At 67.2% G+C, this 22,717-nt stretch carries 14 protein-coding genes and 2 pseudogenes; 13 read left to right on the plus strand and 3 right to left on the minus strand.

Going from position 1 to position 22,717, the window contains the following annotated elements; all coding sequences use genetic code 11:
- Nucleotides 1–93 precede the first annotated feature (93 nt).
- The 7 genes and pseudogenes from ACWGID_RS19575 to ACWGID_RS19605 all read left to right on the plus strand — a co-directional run.
- Complete coding sequence (locus ACWGID_RS19575; RefSeq protein ID WP_452198403.1) at nucleotides 94–750, plus strand: response regulator transcription factor; 657 nt, start codon at nucleotides 94–96, stop codon at nucleotides 748–750.
- Entirely contained in the window at nucleotides 747–2,123 is a 1,377-nt protein-coding gene (locus ACWGID_RS19580) for a sensor histidine kinase (protein WP_452198405.1), read from the plus strand. The genes ACWGID_RS19575 and ACWGID_RS19580 overlap by 4 nt, the downstream gene beginning before the upstream one ends.
- Entirely contained in the window at nucleotides 2,120–3,073 is a 954-nt protein-coding gene (locus ACWGID_RS19585) for a TAXI family TRAP transporter solute-binding subunit (RefSeq protein WP_452198406.1), read from the plus strand. The genes ACWGID_RS19580 and ACWGID_RS19585 overlap by 4 nt, the downstream gene beginning before the upstream one ends.
- A 159-nt stretch (nucleotides 3,074–3,232) precedes the next feature.
- The gene (locus ACWGID_RS19590) at nucleotides 3,233–6,478 is read left to right on the plus strand and encodes an AAA domain-containing protein (protein WP_452198408.1); all 3,246 of its coding nucleotides are present in this window, start codon (nucleotides 3,233–3,235) and stop codon (nucleotides 6,476–6,478) included.
- A 197-nt stretch (nucleotides 6,479–6,675) separates the two neighbouring features.
- Nucleotides 6,676–8,547 carry an alkyl/aryl-sulfatase gene (locus ACWGID_RS19595; protein ID WP_452198410.1) on the plus strand — a complete coding sequence of 624 codons (1,872 nt, stop codon included), beginning with the start codon at nucleotides 6,676–6,678 and terminating at the stop codon, nucleotides 8,545–8,547.
- Nucleotides 8,548–8,579: 32 nt separating this feature from the next.
- Nucleotides 8,580–8,663 (plus strand): annotated as a pseudogene (locus ACWGID_RS19600) (hypothetical protein); the annotation flags it as partial.
- Between the two features lie 77 nt (nucleotides 8,664–8,740).
- A pseudogene (locus ACWGID_RS19605) lies at nucleotides 8,741–8,944 on the plus strand (MmyB family transcriptional regulator); the annotation flags it as partial.
- Nucleotides 8,945–9,101: 157 nt separating this feature from the next.
- Here the strand turns inward: ACWGID_RS19605 and ACWGID_RS19610 are convergent.
- Entirely contained in the window at nucleotides 9,102–9,362 is a 261-nt protein-coding gene (locus tag ACWGID_RS19610) for a hypothetical protein (RefSeq protein ID WP_452198412.1), read from the minus strand.
- 144 nt (nucleotides 9,363–9,506) lie between these two features.
- Between ACWGID_RS19610 and ACWGID_RS19615 the strand changes: the two genes are divergently transcribed.
- On the plus strand, nucleotides 9,507–12,176 hold the full coding sequence (locus ACWGID_RS19615) for a family 78 glycoside hydrolase catalytic domain (RefSeq protein ID WP_452198414.1): 2,670 nt from the start codon (nucleotides 9,507–9,509) through the stop codon (nucleotides 12,174–12,176).
- 363 nt (nucleotides 12,177–12,539) lie between these two features.
- Here the strand turns inward: ACWGID_RS19615 and ACWGID_RS19620 are convergent, their stop codons facing one another.
- Entirely contained in the window at nucleotides 12,540–14,813 is a 2,274-nt protein-coding gene (locus tag ACWGID_RS19620; protein WP_452198416.1) for an ATP-binding cassette domain-containing protein, read from the minus strand.
- Nucleotides 14,814–15,048: 235 nt separating this feature from the next.
- Here ACWGID_RS19620 and ACWGID_RS19625 point away from each other — a divergent pair, with 235 nt between their 5' ends.
- Nucleotides 15,049–15,975 (plus strand): 1-aminocyclopropane-1-carboxylate deaminase/D-cysteine desulfhydrase, encoded by a 927-nt coding sequence (locus tag ACWGID_RS19625; RefSeq protein ID WP_452198418.1) that lies wholly within the window; start codon nucleotides 15,049–15,051, stop codon nucleotides 15,973–15,975.
- Nucleotides 15,976–15,978: 3 nt separating this feature from the next.
- Here ACWGID_RS19625 and ACWGID_RS19630 read toward each other — a convergent pair whose 3' ends face one another.
- Complete coding sequence (locus ACWGID_RS19630) at nucleotides 15,979–16,734, minus strand: hypothetical protein (RefSeq protein WP_452198420.1); 756 nt, start codon at nucleotides 16,732–16,734, stop codon at nucleotides 15,979–15,981.
- Nucleotides 16,735–17,367: 633 nt separating this feature from the next.
- Between ACWGID_RS19630 and ACWGID_RS19635 the strand changes: the two genes are divergently transcribed.
- From ACWGID_RS19635 to ACWGID_RS19650, 4 genes are all read left to right on the plus strand, one after another.
- Nucleotides 17,368–17,832, plus strand: coding sequence for a hypothetical protein (locus tag ACWGID_RS19635; RefSeq protein ID WP_452198422.1), 465 nt, complete (start codon nucleotides 17,368–17,370; stop codon nucleotides 17,830–17,832).
- On the plus strand, nucleotides 17,823–19,181 hold the full coding sequence (locus tag ACWGID_RS19640; RefSeq protein ID WP_452198424.1) for a recombinase family protein: 1,359 nt from the start codon (nucleotides 17,823–17,825) through the stop codon (nucleotides 19,179–19,181). Before ACWGID_RS19635 ends, ACWGID_RS19640 begins: the two co-directional genes overlap by 10 nt.
- Nucleotides 19,182–19,271: 90 nt before the next feature.
- Nucleotides 19,272–20,756 carry an IS1380 family transposase gene (locus ACWGID_RS19645; protein ID WP_452198425.1) on the plus strand — a complete coding sequence of 495 codons (1,485 nt, stop codon included), beginning with the start codon at nucleotides 19,272–19,274 and terminating at the stop codon, nucleotides 20,754–20,756.
- A gap of 678 nt (nucleotides 20,757–21,434) precedes the next feature.
- Complete coding sequence (locus ACWGID_RS19650; RefSeq protein ID WP_452198427.1) at nucleotides 21,435–22,667, plus strand: PucR family transcriptional regulator; 1,233 nt, start codon at nucleotides 21,435–21,437, stop codon at nucleotides 22,665–22,667.
- The last annotated feature ends 50 nt before the right edge of the window (nucleotides 22,668–22,717 follow it).

Raw genomic sequence — 22,717 nt, forward strand, 5'->3', positions numbered from 1 at the left:
TGCGCGTCTGCAGTCCAGCGGTTGTGCTCAAGGCCACGTAAGGATTCGGCGCTCGGGGTTGTGCAGTACGGCGGTTGTCACGACATTGACGTCGTGCGGATATTGATCGCCGAGGACGACGACAGCGTCGGTGCGGCGCTGGTCGACGTCCTCGGCGCGCATGGACACCAACCACATCGGGTCTCCAGAGGCGCCGACGTACTGCTTCGGCACAGCTCGGCCGATGTCGTGTTGCTGGACCTCGGCCTGCCCGACGGAGATGGGCTGGACGTACTGCGAAAGCTGCGCCAGGTCAGCGAAGTACCGCTGGTGGTCGTCACCGCGCGCGGCGACGAGCGGTCGGTGGTGCGCGGCCTGCGGCTCGGCGCGGACGACTATCTGGTGAAGCCTGTGCGGTTGGGCGAGCTTCTGGCCCGGATCGACGTCGTGGTCACCCGTCGTGCCCGGAGCTCCCTGCCGGCCGGGGTGGTCGAGGTGGGTGACGTCGTGATCGACCTGACCGCTCGACGCGTCAGGGTCAGCGAGCGGGAGATCGCGCTGACTCCGAAGGAGTTCGACCTGCTCGGGGCGCTGGCGCGCCGAGCGGGTGCCGCTGTGAGCCGCGAGGTGATCCTTGACGAGTTGTGGGGCGATGCCTTCCTGGCGAGCTCGCGGGCGCTCGATGTCCATCTTGCGCAGCTCCGCGTCAAACTCGGCAGTCCCGGCCTGATCACCACCATCCGGGGTTTCGGATACCGGCTCGGCGCATGAGAACGCGAGTCTTGATCGTGCTGACGGTGTTCTCGATCGTCGCGGTTGCCGGGTTGGTTCTGCCGTTGCTCGTGACCACCTCTCAGGCCCGAACGCAGGCGCTGTTGCTCAGCCGCGTCGCAACACTCGACCGGCTTGCCGCACTGGCCAGAGAGATGAAGGATGCCGGCGACCTGGCCACCGTGCAGGCGGAAGCGTCCCGGATGACCGAGGTGTACGGCGAAGACCTGCTGCTGGTGGGCCCGAGCGGACACCCTGTCATGTCAACGGGCTCGCTGGACCTCAACGATCCGGGTGTGCGAGAGACCCTGGCCTCCGCGTCGCGGAACCTTGCGCAGACGACCCTCGACCCGGTGCGGCCGTGGAGCGAGCCACGGCATCTGCTGGCCCGTCCCGTCGGCAACCCCCATGAGTTGGCCGGCGCAGTTGTACTGCGAGTCGACGCCGGCCGGGCGATCTCCGGCGTACGTCGCGACTGGGCTCTGATCGTGACCGGGGCGATCGCCGCCGAGCTGCTCCTCCTCGAGCTCGCGATCCTGCTGACCCGCTGGGTGGTCCTTCCGGTCCGGCGGCTCGAGGAGGCCGTCGTCGGCCTTGCCGAAACACCGACGACTGGTCCAGCTGTCATGCTGTCCGGCCCGCCGGAGCTGCGCCATCTGACGCGATCGTTCGCCGACATGGCGGCCACGGTCACACGATCTCTGGAGATGCAGCGCCGGATGGTGGCCGACTCGTCGCACCAGTTGCGAAACCCGCTGGCCGCCGTCCGCCTCCGGCTCGACGCGCTGGCTTCGGAGCTCCGCGATCCGTCCAGCCCGCGGTTCGCCGGCATACAGCAGGACCTTGATCGGCTCGAAGCGCTGCTCAACGATCTGCTCAGGCTTGCCGAGGCCGAGAGCCGGCGGCCGGTTGCTGTGGCCGGCCAGTCGGTGGTGTCCGAGGTACTGCCGGGTGAAGTGGGAGCGTGGCGGCTGCTCGCTGCCGAGAACAGTGTGGACCTGGCCGCCGAGCTCGCCGTCGTACCGCCTGTGGCGATCAGCGAGATTGACCTACGACAGATCGTCGGCGCTCTCGTCGACAACGCAATCAAGTACGCCGGCGACGGAGCGCAGGTGATCGTCCGGATCGAGCAGTCAGGTGCGGACGGCGTACGGCTGAGTGTCGTCGACGACGGGCCAGGGCTTCCCCAGGAGCAACGTGAGTTGGCATCGCAGCGGTTCTGGCGCGCCGACCAGCATCAGTCGTCGCGAGGCAGTGGCCTCGGTTTGGCGATCGTCGATCAACTGGTGAGCGCCGCCGGTGGGACGCTCACGATCGAGGCGGTGACGCCACACGGCCTGGCGGTTCACGTCGACCTGCGGACGGCGGCATGAGCGACGACGTACGCAGTGGGCAGAAGATGCTGCGCTTGTCCCGGCGGGCTCTGCTAGCTGCAGGACTGGCGTCGTCAGTCGTTGGGTGCAGCTCTGACCGCCCTCTCCTGGACCGGCTGGTGGTGGCCGGCGGCGAACGTGGCGGGTTCTACCTGGAGTTCGCACAGCTCCTCGCCACCCAGCTGACGGCCGCAAAGGTCGCCCGGGCCGTCGAGGTGCGGTCGACCGAGGGCAGCCTGCAGAACCTCGAGCTCCTCCATCTCAGGCAAGCAGACTTGGCACTATGCCTCGCCGATGCGGCGGCGCAGTCTCGCGAGGTCGTCGCCCTCGGCAGGGTGTACGAGAACTATTTGCAGTGCGTGGTCCGCGCGGCCGGACCCTTCCGCCAGTTGCCTGATCTCGTCGGCAAGCGGGTTTCCTCCGGGCCACCAGGCGCCGGCGCCGCGCTGACCACGGACCGGCTCCTCCTCGCAGCTGGCATGCACGCCGAGCGTGCGCCCGTGATCGCCAACCTCCGTCTGTCGGACGCCACCGACGCGCTTGCCACAGGGCGGATCGACGCGATGTTCTGGTCCGGTGGGGTACCGACCCGGCGGCTGTCAGATCTTTCCTCCCAGGTACCCATCCGTCTGCTGCCTCTCGATCGCTGGCTGTCCACGCTGAGCACGGCGTACGGCGTGGTCTACCAGCGCGCGCAGATCCCGGCCGGCACCTACAGCGGTGTTGAACAGATCAGCACCATCGGCGTACCGAACCTGCTGATCTGCCGACCCGACGTCCCCCGTGCGGTCGCGTCGAAGATCGTCGACGTCCTCGTCAAGCGCGCAGCAGGCCTCGTGCCGGCCTCCGCGGTCGGCGCCCACTACCTCGACCCGAACTCACTCATCGGCACCAGCCCACTAAAACTCCACCCAGGCGCCGCCGACCGCTACCGCACCGTCCACGGCTGACCGGCCGACCTAGGAGAAGCCTTCGAAGTTCTTGGGTTGCGCCGGGTGGGCTCGCACCGATCGACGCGGCCTCGACAGGCGGTCGGGGGCTCACTGTGAGATGTTTGCTACACAGCGATCACTCTCGGTGAGGGGGGGGTGGGGTGGAGCGATGAGGTCGTGGCGGCAGTGGAGGAGTGGATCGCCCTGGAGGGCGGCACTTCGCGACGGCCGTCGTGGCGGCGCATCGGGCGTGCCATCCGGACGGCGGTCGACGGTGAGTACGTCGTCGACGTCCGGAGTTCGGAGCTTGGACCGGACCAGCTCGACGATCTGAAGCTGGCGGGTCCGGAGCGAACCAGCATCGACTCCGGGCATGCTGTGATGCAGGTGTCCCAGAGCGGGACGACACTCACAGTCCGGGTCGCCGAGTTCGCTCGGCCCGAGGACCCGCACCTGTGGCTGATGCGGCAGCCCACGACCTTCCTGATCGAGGCGCTGCGCGACGGGTTGGCCGACCTCGGCGACGCTCCCCTCACTGCCTTGCTCGCTGATGGAAATCTGCGGGGCAGGCCGGCCTCGACGGCGGGCCGGCCCGGATTTCTGCCGGCTCAGATGGAGACCTACCGGGCCTGCCTCGGGTCGGGTCTCTTTCTGGTCTGGGGGCCACCGGGGACCGGTAAGACGATGGTCCTCACACGTGCGATCGGCGATCTGCTGGCCGAAGGCAAGCGGATCCTGCTGGTCTCCGGGACCAATATCGCCGTGGACAACGCGTTGCTCGGCGTGCTGCGGGAGGGCGGTCACTCCGCCGGCGAAATCCTTCGAGTCGGGCCGCCCCAGCTTCGTGAGGTCGCGGCGGACGCGGCAGTGTCCCTGCCCCTGCTGGTGCGGGACCGCTTGACGGCGATCGAGGCGAAGCGGCAGGCGATCTCGCACGAACTGGTCGCCATTCAGGAACGTCAGGATCGGCTGGACGCCCTGGAGAAGGAACTCGCCGACTTCGACGTCGACCGGTACGTCGGCGCGCGGCGACTGTTGGCCCGGCACGACGACGACCTGACCGGGTTGAGCAGTGCGGTGCTCAGCGCCGAGACCGCCTGCCGGAAGCAGGCCGGCGATGTGGAAGCCGCTGCTCGCGAGGTCCGGCAGGCTCGGCAACTGCTCGACGAGGTCGCCGACTCCCGGCACCTGTGGACACAGGTCCAGCAGCTCCGGGCAGAGGCGGACCAGGTCGAGGTTGCGGCGACCAAGGCCGAAGCAGCGGCTCTGATGGCCGATCAGGAGCGTAGCGATGTCGAGCGTCGCCTGGGCGGGCTGGAACGTCTCTCGGGCATCTCGAAATGGCGAGCCCGCAAGGAACTGGCCACGACGACGGAACATCTCCGACTGGCGGCCGAGAAGCAGACGACCCTTGCAGCGAAGGCATTGTCGGCTCGTGACGTCGCCAATCGCCGGTCACGTGTTCTCCTCGACCAAGCCCAGGCGATCGCGTCCGGAATCCCGTTCAGCAGCGAGGTGATCCGGGACCGGGAAAGCCGCGCACGTGCGGCCGCGCCGGAACTTCAGCGGCTCACCCGGATCAAAGAGGAGACCTTCAGCCACTTGCGGTTGGCCGTCGAGCGGCAGCAGGACGCACAAAGGGCTGACGAGATCGTTCGGTCCGAGAAGTCGGCCGGGCGGCCCGTTCTGCACACCCAAGCGCAACACTTGCGACGGCACGTGGAAGTGGACGGCCCGCGGTCAGCCGAGTTGGAGGCGCAGTACCAGGCTGTTCAGGAGGAGTTCGAGCGGCTGGCGCGCGATGCGGAGGGAGAGATCATCGCGACGGCGCGGCTGGTCGCTACGACACTGGCCAGATCGCGGACCAACAAGCATGTGCTCAACGGCAGGTACGACGTTGTTCTCGTCGACGAGGTCGGGGCGGCAACGCTGCCAGAGGTCCTGCTGGCCGTCTCGCGGGCATCGTCAACTGCGGTCCTGCTTGGTGACTTCCTCCAGCTCGGTGCCGTACTCCCGCAGGCCATCAGCAAGAGCAAGCAACCAGAAATCGTCACCTGGCTGCAGCGCGATGTCTTCGAGCACTGCGGAATCGTCAGTCCGGCCAAGGCGAGGGCCCACCCCTCGTGTATTACCTTGACGGCGCAGAACCGTTTCGGCCGCACGGTGATGGACCTGGCCAACGCGATCGCGTACGACGGCGCGCTCGAGGCGGGGCCACTGGTGCCCGCGCGAGACATCCGCGCCGATCCCGAGATCGTGCTGATCGACACCGACGGGCTGGGCGAACTCGCCGTACCGACCAGGACAGGCGCCGCGAAGGGATGGTGGCCCGCGGGCGCGTTGCTTGCCCGGGCACTGATCGAGCTGCACGAAGAGAATGGTGAGGCCACAGGTGTGGTGACGCCGTACCGCGATCAGGCGTCCGCGACGCTCGAGGCGCTCCGCGACGTCGAGCGAACCGGAGGCCCACTGGCCGAGGTGGGGACGGCTCACCGTTTCCAGGGCCGGGAGTTCCCGATCGTGATCTTCGACCTGGTCGAGGGAAGTGCCGGCAGAGCGTTGTGGATGGCACAGGCAGGCCGCGGCTCCGGCACCAACGGGTGGCAGCAGAACGGGCTTCGCTTGTTCAACGTCGCGATCACCCGTGTCCAGACCAGGCTCTATCTGCTAGGTAGCCGCGAACGGATCACCGCGGCAGCCCCCGGAACGGCTTTCGCTCAGTTGAAGGACCGGATCAATCGCACGGTGCCCGGAACCGCATTGATCACGCCCCGGACCATCGCAGACCCAGACCCCCTGGGACCTTTCGGATCACGCCTGCGGGAGGTCCTCGGGAGGCACGTCGAGATCACCGATATCGACGATGAGCGAGAGTTCTTCGAGACCTTCATCAATGCGATCCGTACGGCGCGTGCCTCGTTGTGGATCTGGGCACCCTGGGTCGCCAACCGCGTTCGCCAGCTTGTTCCGCATCTCACGGAAGCCGCCGCGCGCGGCGTCCGGATCGTCGTCTTCATCCGCGATCCGAGCGACGCCACACAGCGAGCCGCTGTGGAGCTGGTGGCGGAACTGCGCGCTGCCGTCCACTCCGCGATCCTGGTGAACATGATGCACCAGAAGATCATCGTGGTGGACGAGGAGACGGTGATGATCGGCAGTCTGAACGCCCTGTCCCAAAGCTGGACCCGCGAAATCATGGTGACCGTCCGCGGCGCGCATTTCGCCCGCAAGATTCTCGAGCACGAGCACGCCGAGGTTTTCGCGAACCCGCCAACCTGCCCGAAATGCGGTAAGGCCGACGTCGATCTTCGGCGCAGGCGCAACGACGTCTGGTACTGGCGCTGCTTCAATCGAGCTTGTCCTGCTGGGACCGGCCGGCAGGCGTGGAACCAGGACATCGTGCTCCCTCGCGAGCCCCGATGACGTGTGTCAGATGAAGAGCACACTGGTTGCTAACGGCAAACCGCTGCCCAACCGGACCCCGCTGACCCAGGGCCTGTCGACCCTGCCGACCTGCGGCGCGGACACCCCAGCGGCGCAGGACCCGAACGCCGCGCACGCGCCGACAGGGAAGGTCGCCGCGCCCACCCCGGCGGGCCGTTCGTGTTCATCCGCCTCGGATGAGGCGGACTGCCTGGTCGGTTGTCAGGGTCGGTGCGGACACGTTCACCTCTGCTGAGGAGGTCCGGATCGTGCCTGCGGACATGAGCGACCGCACCGATTTCGACAACGCAACGCGTGGGTTGGTGTCGCAACTGACGCCAGGAGTGATCAAGGCCGCGGACGGCAGGGTGGTCTATGACGCTGATGCCTATACCGAGGCGACGGCCGGGGACTGTCCGGATACCGTGGATCCCAGCCTGTGGCGGCAATGTCAGCTGACCTCGATCCAGGGCCTGTTCGAAGTGACCGAGGGCATCTACCAGCTTCGCGGCATCGAGCTGTCGAACATGACCGTCGTCGAAGGCGATTCGGGCGTGATCGTGATCGATCCAGCGGTGTCCGCCGAGGTGTCGGCGGCCGGGCTGGCGCTCTACCGAGAGCACCGCGGCGATCGGCCGGTGCGAGCGGTGATCTACACGCACTCGCACATCGATCACTTCGGCGGCGTCCTCGGTGTGGTGGCTGCGGACACGGACGTGCCCATCGTCGCGCCGGCTGGATTCCTCGAGCACGCAGTGTCGGAGAACGTCTACGCCGGTACGGCGATGCTCCGCCGTGGCCTGTACCACACCGGCATGGGTCTGCCGGTGAGCGTGACCGGAACCCTCGGAGTCGGCCTCGGTCCTGGGACCTCGACCGGCGCGGTCGGCCTGATCGCACCCACCCTGGACATCACCCGTACCGGTCAGGAGGAGACTCTCGACGGTGTGCGGATCGTCTTCCAGATGACGCCCGGCACCGAAGCGCCGGCCGAGATGAACTTCCACTTCCCGCAGCGGCGCACCTTGTGTCTGGCCGAGAACGTCACCCACAATCTGCACAACCTGCTCACGCTGCGCGGTGCCGAGGTACGCGACGCGCGCGGCTGGTCGCGGTACATCAACGAAGCCATCGAGTTGTTCGGCGACGACAGCGACGTGGCGTTCGCGTCCCATCACTGGCCGACCTGGGGCTCCGACAACATCCGCACGCTGATGAGACAACAGCGTGACCTGTACGCGTTCCTGCACGACCAGACGCTGCGGCTGATGAACCAGGGCTACGTGGGCAGCGAGATCGCCGAGATGATCGAGATGCCGCCCGAGCTGGACGCGGTCTGGCATACCCACGGCTACTACGGCTCAGTCAGCCATAACGTGAAGGCGATCTACCAGCGCTACCTCGGTTGGTACGACGGCAATCCCGCCCACCTCTGGCAGCACCCGCCAGAGGCCGCTGCCGCCCGCTATGTCGCGGCTATTGGGGGCATCGATGCGACCATGGCGCGGGTTCGCGAGTTCGCTGACTCCGGAGACCTCCGCTTCGCGGCCGAGCTCGCCAGTCACGCCGTGTTCGCCGACCCAGCCCATGCGGGTGCCAAGATGCTGCTCGGCGAGGTGTTCACCCGCCTGGGCTACGGATCGGAATGCGGAACCTGGCGCAACAACTTCCTCACCGGCGCGCAAGAACTTCGTGGTCGGGTTACGCCGGCGGCCGTCAGCGCAGCCGGGATGGCGACGGCTCTGACCGTCACCCAGCTCTTCGACAGTCTGGCCATCCGCATCGACGGCAAACGCGCATGGGGCACCACGGCGTCGATCCGCTGGCACTTCAGTGACACGGGCGAGACGTACCGAATGGAGCTGTCCAACGGCGTCCTCACGCACCTCCCGACCAGCCAGACCAAGGACGCCGACCTGGTGATCACCCTCACCAAGCCGGAGCTGCTGGGCATGCTCGGCGGTGCGGGAACCGATGGCGTCCAGTTCGACGGTGACCCACAGATCTTCGCCATGATCGCCGGTCTGACTGATCAACCCGACCCCGGCTTCGCGATCGTCACCCCGTAAACCGTGCCAACGCCGACCACATCCGTGACAGCATCCGCGCCCTCGCCGTAGCCGGGTTGAGGGCCGTGGTGCTCGACGGCGAGACCACTCCGTTCATCGACATCACCGCGGCCGACATGCTCGACCAGCTCACGCGCGACCTCGCCTCCCACGGCGTCAGGCTCTACTTCGCTCGCGCTTTGACGAACTCTGGAGCCGCTACGAGACCGTCCCGACCGGGCGCTCGCGCAAGACGGTCGTGCATGCCGAGCTCGGTGAGATCACCCTGGACTGCGACATCCTCACCATTGAGTGCGCCGACCTGCACATCGTGCTCAACTGGGCCGAGCCAGGCACGCCCAACGCAGAGAAGCTCGACCTGCTCCGCGAACGGATCGCGGCCACTGGCCGCGACTAAGACCCCCTAGGGCAGCCCTCACGCTCTCGGTAGCGGTGGTCGCCTTGCTCGGTTCGCAAGGAGGTCATGAGCCGCCCACGGCGAGGAGCGCTTGTGGATGTATTGCCGCAAGTACAGCAACTGCGGGCGACCGGTGTGCACCGGTCGCCTGCCCGCATTATCTGAGGCCGAAGGCGCGGGTGATTGTCTGGCTGATGCCGCCGCCGTTGCGCTGCTTGGCGATGACCCGCACCGACACCATCCCGGCCGCGGCGGCGCCTGCAGCCGCGTCTCCCAGCTGCCCTTGCTCTCCTTCAGCTGCGGCCGTTGCCAGGTCGCCCCGTCGTCGTACGAGGGTATACGTGCTCGTCGAGTACGGCGTGAGCTCGGCGTTCCCGACGGTGTCGGCCACCAACCGGTACGCAGCACCGGAAGACACACGTAAACGAATTGCCCGTTCTCGCCACGAACGCCGCGATTTGGCAAGAATGGGCACACAGCCAACTCTGCTTCGGTACGCCGTCTGGTGCGGTACGCGGTCGCTGGTAGCCCGTCTCTCACCGCGTGTGACCTCGGGAGGTGAATGGCCCGGCAACTGCTCGTTGCTATTCTGACGCCGGTGATGATCGCGGGCTCGCCGCCAGGTGCGGTGCGGGCGACTGAGCTTCGGGTGGACAATGCGGTGAATCCGCTCGGCATCGACAACCTGGCACCGGCCCTGAGCTGGCAGCTCGCCGGCAGCACGCAACAGACGGCGTACCGGATCCTGGTCGCCACGGAACCCGCGCCGCTACGGGACGGGCGTGCCGATGTCTGGGACAGCGGGCGGATCGCGAGCGACGAGGCGATCGGCATCCGGTACGACGGGCCCGCGGTGTCGTCGTCGACGCGGTACTACTGGACCGTCGACGTCTGGGACACCCGGGGCCGTCGTGCCGGCTCGAGGGAGATTGCCTGGTGGGAGACCGGCCTGCTGAACGACGCCGCCTGGCAGGGCGCCCAGTGGATCACGCCTGACACCGGCGATCCGGTGCTGATGACCCGCGGGCCCGAGGCGCCGATGTTGCGGAAGGACTTCGCCGTCGGCAAGCGCATCGTCCGCGCAAGGGCAACTGTCTACGGTGTGGGTTTCTACGAGCTGCGGCTCAACGGGTCCAAGGTCGGTGACTGGGTGCTGAGTCCGGCCAGTACGCCGTACGAGCGGCACAACCTGTACGACACCTACGACATCACGAATGACGTACAGCATGGTGCGAACACCGTGGGGATCTGGCTGGGCAACGGCTACGGGGCGCGGTACAACCCGTACGGCTTCCGATGGACCGGGCCGAAACAAGTCATCGCGCTGATCACGATCACCTACGCCGATGGGACCTCGCAGGCGGTCGGCACCGACGGATCGTGGACCTGGTCGACGGGACCGATCGTTGCCAACGACATCTATGCCGGCGAGACGTACGACGCCCGCGCGGAACGGCCGGGTTGGGACCGCCCCGGATTCGACGCCGGTGACTGGGAGCCCGTCCGCACCACGCCCGCGCCGAGCCCGGTGCTGGCCGCGAACACCATGCCGGCCCTCCGCGTTACGCAGACCCTGCGCCCGGTCGGTCTGACCGAGCCGAAGCCAGGCGTCTACGTCTACGACCTCGGCCAGAACATCGCCGGTTGGGCACGGCTGCGCGTCAGCGGCCCGCGGGGTACCGAGGTCCGTCTCCGGACTGCCGAGGAGCTGGGCGCCGACGGCCTGCTGGACCGGCGGACGAACCGTGGCGCCGCCGCGACCGATACCTACATCCTGAAGGGCACTGCCGGCCTGGAGACCTTTGAGCCGCGCTTCACGTACCACGGCTTCCGCTATGTGGAGGTGACCGGTTATCCGGGTCGCCCGGACCGGAACGCGGTCGAAGGGCGAGTAGTCCATGCCGACGTGGCCTCGACCGGTGCCTTCCACTCCTCCGACGAGCTGCTGAACACGATCTGGCGGAACAACCGGTGGGCGATCCTCAACAACTCGATGAGCCTGCCGACCGACACACCGGTGCGCGACGAGCGCACGCCACCGACGATGGACGTCCAGGCGTACCGGGACGCGGCGATCCGTGAGTTCGGGATGAACCGCTTCTACGCCAAGTACCTGCGCGACCTGCCGCCCGGGACCGCGCTACCCAGTGACGCCGTGAAGGCGCAGTACCCCGACATGGCCGGGGGACAGGTCTCGCTGGCCTGGCATCTGTACGAGCAGTACGGCGATCGCGCCACACTGGCTGCGACGTACCCGGCCATGAAGGCTTTTGTGGACAAGAACGCACAGGACCAGCCGAGCCTCATCTGGCCCGGCGACCAGGGCTTCGGGGACTGGTGCCCGCCGGATCACGGGCCTGAGGCCAACGGCGGGATGGGCAGCCCGAACGCCGGGGAGTGTTTCAGCGAAGTATCGCTGGTGAACACCGCGCTGTGGTATCAGCAGACGGTCGATCTGGCCAAGGCGGCCAACGCCCTCGGGCAGAAGGCGGACCGCGTTCGCTACGACCAATTGGCCGCAGCCATCAAGTCGGCCTTCAACAAGCAATTCCTGAACACCGACAACACCTACAGCTCCGGCAGACAGTGCACCAGTGTGATCCCGCTGGCCCTCGGACTCGTCGCAGCCGATCGGCTCGAGGACGTCGGAGCGAAGCTGGTCGAAACCATCACCACCAAGAACTCCGGCCATCTCGACACCGGCATCTTCGGCACTCGCTATCTCGTCGACGCGCTGGCCGTGATCGACCGGCTGGACCTTGCGATGCAGATCCTCCAGCAACGCACATACCCGAGTTTCGGGTTCCAGATCGGCAAGGGCGCGACCACAGGCTGGGAGCAGTGGTCGTACGACGCCGGCATGATCACTCACGACCACGCGATGTTCGCCGGTATTAACGCCGCGCTCTACACCGTGCTGGCCGGCATCCAGTTGACATCACCGGCGTACCGGACCGTCACCATCGCACCGCGCACACCCGAAGGTCTCGACTACATCACTGCCTCGATCGACACCGTCCGCGGCCGCATCACGTCCAGCTGGCGCCGTACCTCGGCCGGGCTCGAGCTGACCCTCACCACGCCCTTGAGCACCGAGCCCACGGTCGTCGTCCCACTCGCGACCCCCGCAGCACACGTTGCCGCCCCGGCGAACGCCGTACTCATCAGCAGAACCGCAACCGCTGCCACCTATCGGGCCGCGTCCGGCCCGTCAACCTTCACCGCCGGCTGAGCGGCAAGGGCCAGCAGGTTCACAGCGGGATCCACTCGGTCGAGGTGGTGACCGCGTCGAGATGGTCCGGTAGCGGGAGCCGTCGCGAGTAGAGCACCGGGGGTGCGCTGCGCTCACGCGTCCGGCGCCGGCCCGCATTACTGTCGTGAACGTGTGTTCGGGGCGGGTGCGGCAGCGTCGCTGACCGTCGCCCCGGAGCTGGTGCGGCTGATGGGCGAAACGCCGACGACGCGGCGTGCCGCGTGGGCGGCGGTCCTGTCCGAACGTAAGCCGTCATTGCCACCATCCGAGCAGACGCCACCCCTCTCGATGACCGGGAACCCAGGTGTGCCTGCAGACCGCCGCGAATGACCTTTCCGAGCCTCACATCGCGAAGCCCTGAGCAGACTCCGCTGACCGCGCGGTCGCGGCGCGCAGATGCTGGGCGGTCGCCGAGTCCGGGCGGTCGAGCAGCGCCTCCGGCGTACCTGTGAACAGGATGCGGCCGCCGTGGTGGCCCGGGCCAGGACCGACATCAACGATCCAGTCGGCCGCGGCTATGACGTCGAGGTTGTGCTCAATGGCGATCACCGTGCTGCCGGCGTCGACGAGCCGGTCGACAATGCCGAGCAGCTGGTCGACATCGGTCATGTGCAAGCCGGTGGTCGGCTCGTCCATCAGGTAGACCTTCGCCGGGGTCCGCAGCTCGGTGGCGAGTTTGACCCGCTGAGCCTCACCGCCGGACAGGGTGTTCAGCGGCTGCCCGAGCTTGAGGTAGCCCAGTCCGACATCGTCGAGCGACCGGACGACACGCTCGATCACCTCGCTGTCGAACACGCCCGTGGCCTCGCCGACCGTCAGCTCCAGGACGTCGGTGATCGTCCGCCCATCGAGCCGGTACTCGAGCACATCCTGGGTGTACCGATTCCCGTCGCACTCCTCGCACACCGACTTCAGGTCGTCCATGAACGCCAGTTCGGTGGTGACGAACCCGAGCCCGCGACATTTCGGGCAGGCGCCGTCGGAGTTCGCGCTGAACAGCGATGCGCTCACACCGTTGGCAGCGGCGAACAGAGTGCGGATCTCGTCCATCAGCCCGGTGTACGTCGCGGGGGTCGAGCGGCTGTTGCCGGACAACTGGCTCTGGTCGATCGCCACGGCGTCCGGGTACCGCTTGCGCAGCTCGCCGTTGACCAGGCTGCTCTTACCCGAGCCCGCGACACCACTGACCACCGTGAAGACCCCGATCGGGAACTCGACCGTCACATCCTGCAGATTGTGGGCGGTCGCGTTGGCGACGGTCAGTACGCCGTTCGCCTGACGGGGCTTGCGGTTCAGCTCGAGCTGCCGGTTCATGCCGCGACCGGTCGGCGTACCGGCCTTGAGCAGGCCGTCGACCGGTCCCTCGTACAGGACCTGGCCGCCATTCGGGCCGGCACCCGGCCCGACGTCGACAACGTGGTCGGCGATCTCGATCACGTCCCGATCGTGCTCGACGACGAGCACCGTGTTGCCCTTGACCTGCAACTTGCGCAGCAGCTGGTTGAACCGCTGCACATCGCTCGGATGCAACCCAGCCGTCGGCTCGTCGAAGATGTACAGCATGTCGCCGAGGCTGCTGCCGAGGTGGCGGACCATCTTGATCCGCTGCGACTCGCCACCCGACAGTGTGGTCGTCGGCCGGTCGAGGCTGAGGTAACCGAGGCCGATGGTGACCAGGTTGCCCAAGCGGTCCCGCAGGCTCTCGACCACCGAAGCGGCGTCCGGCGTGTCGACAGATTCCAGTACGTCGAGCAGCTCGTCGGCCTGCAGCGCGGCCAGCTCGGCGATGTTGCGCCCGTCGATCCGGGAAGCGAGCGCCGCCGCGTTCAACCGGGCGCCCTCACAGGTCGGACAGGTGCCGGACTGAACCAGCCGCTCGAACTCCGCCCGGCGCTTGGGCGACATCTTGGCGACGTCCTTGCGCAGGAAGATCCGGTTGAACCTGTCGACCACACCTTCGAAGTCGGTCGGCGTCCCGGGCAACGGATCAACGGCCTTGCCGCCGCGGCGCAGGGTCTCCCACTCGCGATCGGAGTAATCGCCGAGTCGTTTGTCGGGGTCGAACAGCGGGTTGTCGCCGTAGTACTGCCAGTACCAGGTGCCGACGGCGAAACTCGTGAAGCGGAAGGCGCCCTCGTTCAGCGTCCGGGACCGGTCCAGCAACTCGCTCTCGTCGAGCCGCGCGCTGATCCCGGTGCCGTGGCAGTCCTGGCACATACCTTCAGGATCGTTGAACGAGTACCGGTTCGAGGACCCGGCCGTGGGTCGGCCCGCGCGAGAGAACAACAGGCGCAGCAGAGGGTGGATGTCGGTCACCGTGCCCACGGTGGAGCGGGCGTTACCGCCGATCCGGCGCTGAGCGACCACGATCGCGGGCGAGAGGTTCTCGATCCCGTCGGCCGCGGGCTGCCCGTACTTCGGCAGCCGGTTGCGGATGAACGTACTGAAGGTCTCGTTCAACTGACGCTGCGCCTCGGCTGCGAGGGTGTCGAACACCAGCGACGACTTGCCCGAGCCGGAGACACCGGTCACCACGATCAGCCGGTGCTTGGGCAGCTCAAGCGACACGTCCCGCAGGTTGTGTTCCCGCGCCCTCACGATCCGGATCACACTCATGCACCCACGACCTTCCATAACCATACGCTGTACGATTCGCCGTACCATACGGCGTACGAATACTGCTGGCAAGCCGGGCCAAAGCCGATGATCATCGATGAGATCCAGTGGCTCACGGAGCTTCTGCTGTCGATCAAGGCTCGGGTCGACGAGCGACCGGTGCCTGGTCAGTTTTGGGCAGCAGCGGCCGCTTTGGTGTCGTGGTCGGACGCTGGGCCTGCGGGAGGGCAGAACGATGGCGGCGTGCCATGCTGGCGTGGTGGAGGATGGGTTGATTGCGGGGCTTCGGTTGCCGTCGCCGGTTGTCGAGATTGATGACGAACGGTTGAGGGCTGCGGGGGTGCGGGTTCTGCTGAAGCGGGATGATCTGATTCATCCAGAGGTGGCGGGGAACAAGTGGCGGAAGCTGAAGTACAACGTCGCGACTGCCCGGGAGTTGGGGTTCGGGACTCTGCTGACGTTTGGTGGTGCCTATTCGAATCACATCCGGGCCACTGCTGCGGTCGGGTCGTACTGCGGCTTCGGCACGATCGGCGTGATCCGTGGTGAGGAACATCTGCCGCTCAACTCGTCGCTTCGCTACGCCGTCTCGCGCGGTATGCGGCTGATGTACCTCGACCGGACGACGTACCGGGCGAAGGCCTCGGAGGCTGTGATCGAGGCGCTGCACGAGGAGTTCGGCGACTTCTATCTCATCCCGGAGGGTGGTAGCAATGCCGATGCCGTCCGGGGATGTGCGGAGTTGCCGGCCGAGCTGGATGCGTCCGTCGACGTCGTGTTCTGCGCGGTTGGCACCGGAGGGACGATCGCCGGTGTCGCTGCCGGTATGCGGCCGGACCAGCTGGCGATCGGGGTTCCGGTCCTCAAGGGTGGCGCGTTCCTTGAGGATGACATCGTTGCGCTCCAGGAGCAGGTGTACGGCGCGCGTACTGGAACTTGGCGGCTTGAGTGTGATTACCACTTCGGTGGCTACGCGAAGCGGACACCTGAGCTCGGCGAGTTCATCGACGACTTCGAGAAGCGGCACGGTGTGCGGCTGGACTGGGTGTACGAAGCGAAGATGATGTACGCACTGTTCGACCAGATTGCGCGCGGCGCGTTTCCGAACGGTACGACGATCGTTGCCTTGATCAGTGGGTCCGGCGAGGTGCCGGAGGTCTGATGGTCAGGCTTCTAGCCACTCGAGGTGCCAGTCGCCCGAGTTGACGATGAAGTTCTTTCCGAAGCCGAGCCAGCGGCCGTTCATGCCGCGGGCGTGAGGGCTGACGACTAGCTGGATGGTGCCGTGGTAGACCGCGCCGCGGTAGTAGCCGGTGGGTGCAGTTCGTTCTTTCCAGGTTCCGGTGGCGATGGCTCCGCTGACGGACAGATCCAGTGTCAGCCGTGATTCGCCGTCGGCGGGATCGTTGGTGCCGTGGAGCCGGCTGCCGGTGTGGTGGAGGCGGATGGTGTGTTCGCCTTGCAGGCTGGCGTCGCGGCCGGTGGAGAAGTAGCTGTAGCGGGAGAGCCAGAGGCCGTTGAGGTCGCCGCTTGTGGCTCGGGCTGTGTCGAGATTCGAGTAGTCGGCTAGGTCGATGACGAGGTCGGCCACGGAGCACTGGTAGAGCTCGGCCAGGCGGGCGAGGACGTCCAGAGATGGGGCGTAACCGGTCGGCGCCGGCCACTGCTCCCAGTAGGAGAAGTTCTTGAAGGTCTTGGGGTCGTCCGGCCAGTGATGGTTCCATTGGTCGGCTGCGTCGCGCTGGCTCCAGTCGTGGGCGAGGCGGAACGCCACCCGTGGGTTCACGCCGTACCGGTCGGCGAAGGCGTCGGCGATCTCGACCCAGGTTGATCCCTGGGCGCGCAGTTCGGTGGCCCAGTCTCGTCGCTGCTGGCGCAGACTGCTCGCCTTGGCGGGACGGGCGCCGACGTTGATGCTCATACATCCCATGGTGTCACAAACTCCCTGTTGTGCGGGGAGGTTTGGGGTGAATGGTCACTGGCTGTCTCGGTGGTTCCTACGCGCTGCTGGCGGCAGATTTGGGGGCACGGTCAGGGCGGCGGGTGAGCCCCGAGCGTGCGCCGGGTGGTGTGCGGTTCTCCTGCCCCGTCGCCCTGGCCGATCCAAGCGATGGCTGTGATCGGAGGACGGGGAAGTGGATTTGACCAGGCAGAGCGGACGCGAATGGCCGGTACTCCGTTCGGCGCAAGAACTGGACTGCGACGGGCGGAATCCCCGCACGGATGAACCGTGCCTCCTCGGCTATCACCAGGGTCCGCATCGGGACGCGATTGGCGAAGAGTGGCTCGACGACTGACCCGCGCGGGACAACCCGCTGACGTTGCGAAGCGTTGAGGACTGTGCATAGCTCATGCGTTGAACACGCATGGACAAGTCAGATGCGGACGGTGTCAGTGGGGATTCCGGGAATGAGCCGCGAGTCCGGGTGAGGATGCCGAGCAGGCCGCGGGCGCTCTATCCGCAGGCAGCTCGTGTGCTGCGCCGGATCGTTGTGCGACTGGCGCGGGCGAGGCGCGGAACCGGCGCTGCGTCGCAGTCGGGGGAGGAGGCATCATGAGCGGCGACGGCCTCGATCCGTGGGCGACTCTCGACGACCTGCTGGGCACAGAGGCGTTGCCTCACCACTCGACGGCCAGTGGCGTTGGACGGCTGGCGTTCTACGGGCGGTGCTCGACCGAGGACAATCAGGATCCGAAGACGTCCAAGGCTTGGCAGCTGGGGGAGGCGACGCGGTTCGTCGAGCCGCTTGGTGGCGTGGTGGTGGAGGAGTTCTTCGACATCGGGCAGTCGCGTTCGTTGCCGTGGGAACGACGAGACGAGGCCAGCCGTGCGTTGCAGGCTTTGAAGAATCCCAATCGCGGATGGGACGGATTGGTCGTCGGCGAGGCGACTCGATGCTGGTTCGGCAATCAGTTCAGTCTACCTGGCCGAAGTTCGATCGGTACGGCGTATCGCTCTGGGTACCGAGTCTCGGTGGTCGGTTCGATGCCGAGAACACTGTGCACGACATGGCGATGACGATCACGGGTGGACTGTCGAAGTCGGAGCGGCAGCATGTGCAACGTCGAGTTCGAGCTGCGATGGCAGCCCAGGTTCTGATCGATGGCAAGCATCAGGGCGGACGAGCGCCGTACGGCTATGTCGTCGTCGACGCAGGACCGCACCCGAACCCACGAAAGGCGCAGGAGGGCTATCGACTGAGAGTCCTTGCCATAGACGAGGTGGCGGCTCCGATCGTGGAGCGGATCTTGGCGCTGTACCTGGAAGGCATCGGCCACAAAGGCATCGCCCAGTTGCTGAACGCCGAGCATGTCCCGTGCCCGGCCGCCCACCCTCCTCATCAGAACCGGCATCGTTCAGGCGACGGCTGGCAGGGCTCGACAGTCAGGGCGATCCTGTGCAATCCGCGGTACACGGGGTATGCGATCTACGGCAGGTGGCAGAAGGTCGAGGAACTGCTAGACCCGGATGACGTCGCGGCGGGCCACGTCGTCAGGTACAAGCGTTCGCCGGCGTCGAAGATCGTGCGATCACGCGAGCCTGCCCATCCGGCGATCGTGTCGGTCGAGGACTTCACGCGAGTGCAGCTGGAGATGTCCGCGCGGGCTGGAGCGAGCATGTCCGAGCGAGCGCGAGCAACAAGGACCCGCGTCGCGTCGTCGCACACCTACGTGCTGCGTAGACGGATCCACTGCACGATCTGCGGGCGACGGATGGAGGGCTCGCACCGGTCACACGCGACGTTCTACCGCTGTCGGGCCCGAAGCCTGGCTCCCGGGTCACCCGCGCTGCAGGACCATCCGGTGAACGTCTATCTGCGCGAGGACCACCTGACAGCCAAGATCAACGCGTGGATCGCCCGGTTGTTCGCCCCGGCCCACATCCAGCGCACTGTGGAGGCGCTGGCCGACGCCGACGAGCTGGCGGACAGGATCGAGACCCAGGCGCAATCGTTCCGGCGCCGTATCGCGGCCGCGGAGTCGACGATGGAGCGCCTGCGGCGGGCGATCGAGGTGGGCTGGGATCCGGAGACCCTCACCGAGCAATACAACGCGGCAGCGGCCGACAAGCGAGCTGCGGAAGTCGGTCTGAAGGCTGTCGATCCAGTGCCTCAACCGACCGCAGACGACGTCCGCGCGATCGTGACGCAGCTTGGTGACATGGCGAAGGCGCTGGATCTCGCGGACCGTAACGATTTGGCCGAGCTGTACGAAGCCTTGGGTCTGACGGTTGCTTGTGACCATCGAGTGCAGGTGGCGGAAGTGTCGATTACTCCCGCCCTGCGTGGGGTTAAGAAGTGTGTCCGAGGTGGGACACGCACCTTAACCTCGATCCACCGATGGACTGGGGTGAGTTGGGCGGGGTAGGCGTGCCGTAACGCGAGAATGCCCTTGCGGGCTGGGAGATTGGGACTTGTCGAAGGTTCCAGATCGCCGAGCACGAAGGGCATCTCGTAGATGCAACTATGTCATACTCCCCGGGCGGTTCGTGCGGAGTTCGATGATCCGAATTTGGTGTCGTCGGCCGGGCTGGTGCCGGCGATGGCGCTGGCGGAGTCGGTGGGCCTGCGTGGCCTGGCCGATGAGCGGTTGAGTGTGCCGACCGACAAGGGCGCGAACGCGGGGTTGAAGGTGTCGTCGCTGGTCGCGGGAATGGTGGCCGACGCGGACTCGATCGACGACATGGCGCTGTTGCGGCATGGCGGGATGGGTCGGGTGTTCACTCACGCGTATGCGCCGTCGACGCTGGGGTCGTTCCTGCGCAGCTTCACCTTCGGTCACGTCCGCCAACTCGACGCGGTCGCGTCGCGGTTCCTGACCGGGCTGGCCGGCAAGACGCCGCTGGTCGGCCAGGTCGGCCAGGTCGGCCAGGTCGGCCAGGTCGGCCAGGTCGGCCAGGTCGGCCAGGTCGCCGACGGTGACGGTGACGGTGGTGAGTTCGTGCTGGTCGATGTCGATGACACGATCATCGAGGTGCACGGCCACGCCAAGCAGGGCGCCGGGTTCGGCTACTCCGGGGTGCGCGGGCTGAACGCGCTGCTGGCCACGGTCACCACCAGCGGCACCGCACCGTTGATCGTGGCGCAGCGGCTGCGGAAGGGTGCCTGCGGGTCGCCGCGCGGCGCCCAACGCCTGGTCACCGACGCGTTGAAGACCGTGCGTGGACTCTCGGGTGGAGTGTCCGGCAGGCCGCTGGTGCGGGCCGACTCGGCGTTCTACGGGCGCGGCCTGGTGCTGGCCACGGTCCGCGCCGGCGCCGATGTCTCGGTCACCGTCCGGCTCGACAAGCGGATCAAGGCCACGATCGCAGCCCTCGCGGACGACCCCGACGCGTGGACACCGATCGAGTACACCGACGCGATCTACGACGAGCAGACCGGCCGGTGGGTCTCCCGCGCCGAGGTCGCCGAAATCCCGTTCACCGCGTTCGCCTCCCGTAAGAGCGAGCGGGTGCCTGGCCGGCTCGTGGTCCGCCGGATCCCCGATCTCAACGCCGACAAGAACAAGGCCGCGGACCAGGGAACCTTGTTCGACGTCTGGCGGTTCCACGCTTTCTTCACGACCGTCGACCCAGACGTGATGGACACCGTCACCATCGACAAGACCCACCGCGGTCACGCGGTCATCGAGCAAGTCAACGCCGACCTGAAGGACTCCGCACTGGCGCACCTGCCGTCCGGCGTGTTCGCCGCGAACGCCGCCTGGCTGGTGCTCGCCGTGATGGCGTTCAACCTCACCCGCGCCGCCGCCACCCTCGCCGGCCCCGACCTGGCCAAAGCCCGCACCGGCACGATCCGGCGCAAACTGATCAACGTCGCCGCCCGGATCGCCTCATCCGCAAGGCGAATCACCCTCCACCTGCCCGTCGGCTGGCCCTGGCAACAGCACTCGACCGCACTCTTCAACCAGGTCTGCGGACCGCCCGCCACCGCCACACCCTGACCACCCCGCCGAACCACGGCCCGACCGGACAACCACAAGTGGAACCCACCGCAGCGAGGCGGGACACCCCACCACGCCCACCCGGCCCAAGCATCACGCCGAACCCGAATCAGTGCATCATGCCAAGCCGATCGGTGGATCGAGGCTTAACCACACGGCTATGCCTCGAGGAGGACCCGCTCCGCGGTCTTTCGCCGGCGGACTGCCGCGAGCGCGATGAGGTCGCGCCGGAACCGCACGCGCCTGGCGGTCTCGATCACGGGGATTAGGCCCTCGTCGGCGGGGGCTTTGGTTTCGGTGACGGGCAGGCCGAGGATGCGCGCCGCGTCGTGGAGACCGGTCAGGCCGCGGACGCCGGTCCGAGGGGCTCGGCGGAGTACGGTGAGGGGACGGCCGAGCTGGGGGCCACGGGACCTGGTAGCGGCGTACGGGCAGCAGTGGACTGCCGGTGGTAGTCGCCGGGCTGGGAGGCAAGGATGCCTGCCATGGCGAGCAGCGTGACCATCTGCCGGGTGTCGTGGAGTGTGGCGGTCGCTTGTGTGGACGCGCCTCTCTTACCCCGATGCACGCCTATGCCTGAGTGGTCCCGCGGTTTGCGCCTCCTGTCCAGCGACCGTCCCTCTGCAGGCGCGGCGCCTACTATGAGCAGGTCCGCCATACCGGGAACGGAGCGTGCTCATGGCTGAGGACGAGCTGCAGGCCATTGTGGACCAGCTCGCTGAGCGACTTGAGCGCTCGGTGGCGATCGATGACCCCGGTATCCGGCTCCTGGCAGCGAGCAGGCACTTCGGCGACGAGGATCGGCTGCGAATCGGGTCGGTGCTCAATCGGACAGTCCCGCCCGAGGTGGTCGAACTGATCCGCGCCCACGGCGTTTCGCAATGGACCAAGCCCGGCAGGCTCGACTTGGGGATCCCGGACGCATCGCCGAGGCTGTGCACACCCATTCGCTGCCAGGGGCAGCTCCTCGGCTACCTGTGGCTGCTCGACCGCATCGGAACTCTCGGCGATGCCGAGATGGCCGCGGCCGGCGAGGCTGCCGATCGCGCCGGCACCGTCCTGTACCGGCGTCTGCTGGTGCGGCAACGCTCTCAGGCACGCCACGAAGCCATCCTGCGGGACCTGGTGTCGCCCGACACGATGATCCGGTCGCAGGCGATCGATGACCTGCGCACCGAGGACCTGTTTCCTGAGAGCCCCCTGCACCTCACGGTGCTGGCCGTGCAGTGCCAGTCCGGCGGTGGGGCACGCGCCGAAGGGGGAGTCGAGTTGGAGGCTGCGGTCGACGAAGGTAGCCGTGCGGTCGCTGAGGACGTCGCGTTGCTCGCCACCCACCGGTCCCGAGCCTGGCTGCTCCTCGCCCAACGGCGCCCACCCACCCGCGACCTCATCGACACGATCACCAGTCGGATCACGATCCGGTTCAAACACCTCACGCACAGTAGGTCGGCACTCGTCTTCGGCCTCGGGCCCACTGTCGAGCGGCTCGACGAAGTAGCCGACTCCTATCGCAAAGCGGTGCGAGCCGCACGGACGGCTGTGCTCGTGCCTGGCGTCGGCAACATCGCGCGATGGGGCGAGCTCGGCCCCTACGAGCTCCTGGTCACCCTTGCCCCCGACGATCTGGCCGAAGCCTCTCGGACCCCAGACCTCATTGCACTCGAGGACGCCGACGTGCGCGGAGTCCTGATAGGGACTCTCACCACCTTCTTCGACCACGGCGGCAGCGCCCAGCACGCTGCCGAGGCCCTGCGCATCCATCGCGCGACCTTGTACCAACGCCTCAGGCGTATCGAACAGGTCACGGGTCGCAACCTCCAGGACGGCGACGATCGCCTCGCTCTCCATCTCGGCCTCAAGCTCCGCGCCCTCGCGATCGCATTCCGCGTCAACCCGCACGGCCACAGCTGACAGCCCCGTTCGATCAGGGCTCTCCTCCGCTTGCTCGGCCGTCCCCCCGC

The sequence above is a fragment of the Kribbella sp. NPDC054772 genome, from assembly GCF_053611945.1.

Bases quoted from the DNA above. Each gene is read 5' to 3' on its own strand.
- ACWGID_RS19635 (WP_452198422.1), top strand. From the start codon at position 17,368: ATGAGCGGCGACGGCCTCGATCCGTGGGCGACTCTCGACGACCTGCTG.
- ACWGID_RS19580 (WP_452198405.1), top strand. From the start codon at position 747: ATGAGAACGCGAGTCTTGATCGTGCTGACGGTGTTCTCGATCGTCGCG.
- ACWGID_RS19640 (WP_452198424.1), top strand. From the start codon at position 17,823: ATGGCGATGACGATCACGGGTGGACTGTCGAAGTCGGAGCGGCAGCAT.
- ACWGID_RS19620 (WP_452198416.1), bottom strand. From the start codon at position 14,813: ATGAGTGTGATCCGGATCGTGAGGGCGCGGGAACACAACCTGCGGGAC.
- ACWGID_RS19625 (WP_452198418.1), top strand. From the start codon at position 15,049: ATGGCGGCGTGCCATGCTGGCGTGGTGGAGGATGGGTTGATTGCGGGG.
- ACWGID_RS19650 (WP_452198427.1), top strand. From the start codon at position 21,435: ATGGCTGAGGACGAGCTGCAGGCCATTGTGGACCAGCTCGCTGAGCGA.
- ACWGID_RS19595 (WP_452198410.1), top strand. From the start codon at position 6,676: ATGAGGCGGACTGCCTGGTCGGTTGTCAGGGTCGGTGCGGACACGTTC.
- ACWGID_RS19585 (WP_452198406.1), top strand. From the start codon at position 2,120: ATGAGCGACGACGTACGCAGTGGGCAGAAGATGCTGCGCTTGTCCCGG.
- ACWGID_RS19630 (WP_452198420.1), bottom strand. From the start codon at position 16,734: ATGAGCATCAACGTCGGCGCCCGTCCCGCCAAGGCGAGCAGTCTGCGC.
- ACWGID_RS19615 (WP_452198414.1), top strand. From the start codon at position 9,507: ATGGCCCGGCAACTGCTCGTTGCTATTCTGACGCCGGTGATGATCGCG.
- ACWGID_RS19645 (WP_452198425.1), top strand. From the start codon at position 19,272: ATGCAACTATGTCATACTCCCCGGGCGGTTCGTGCGGAGTTCGATGAT.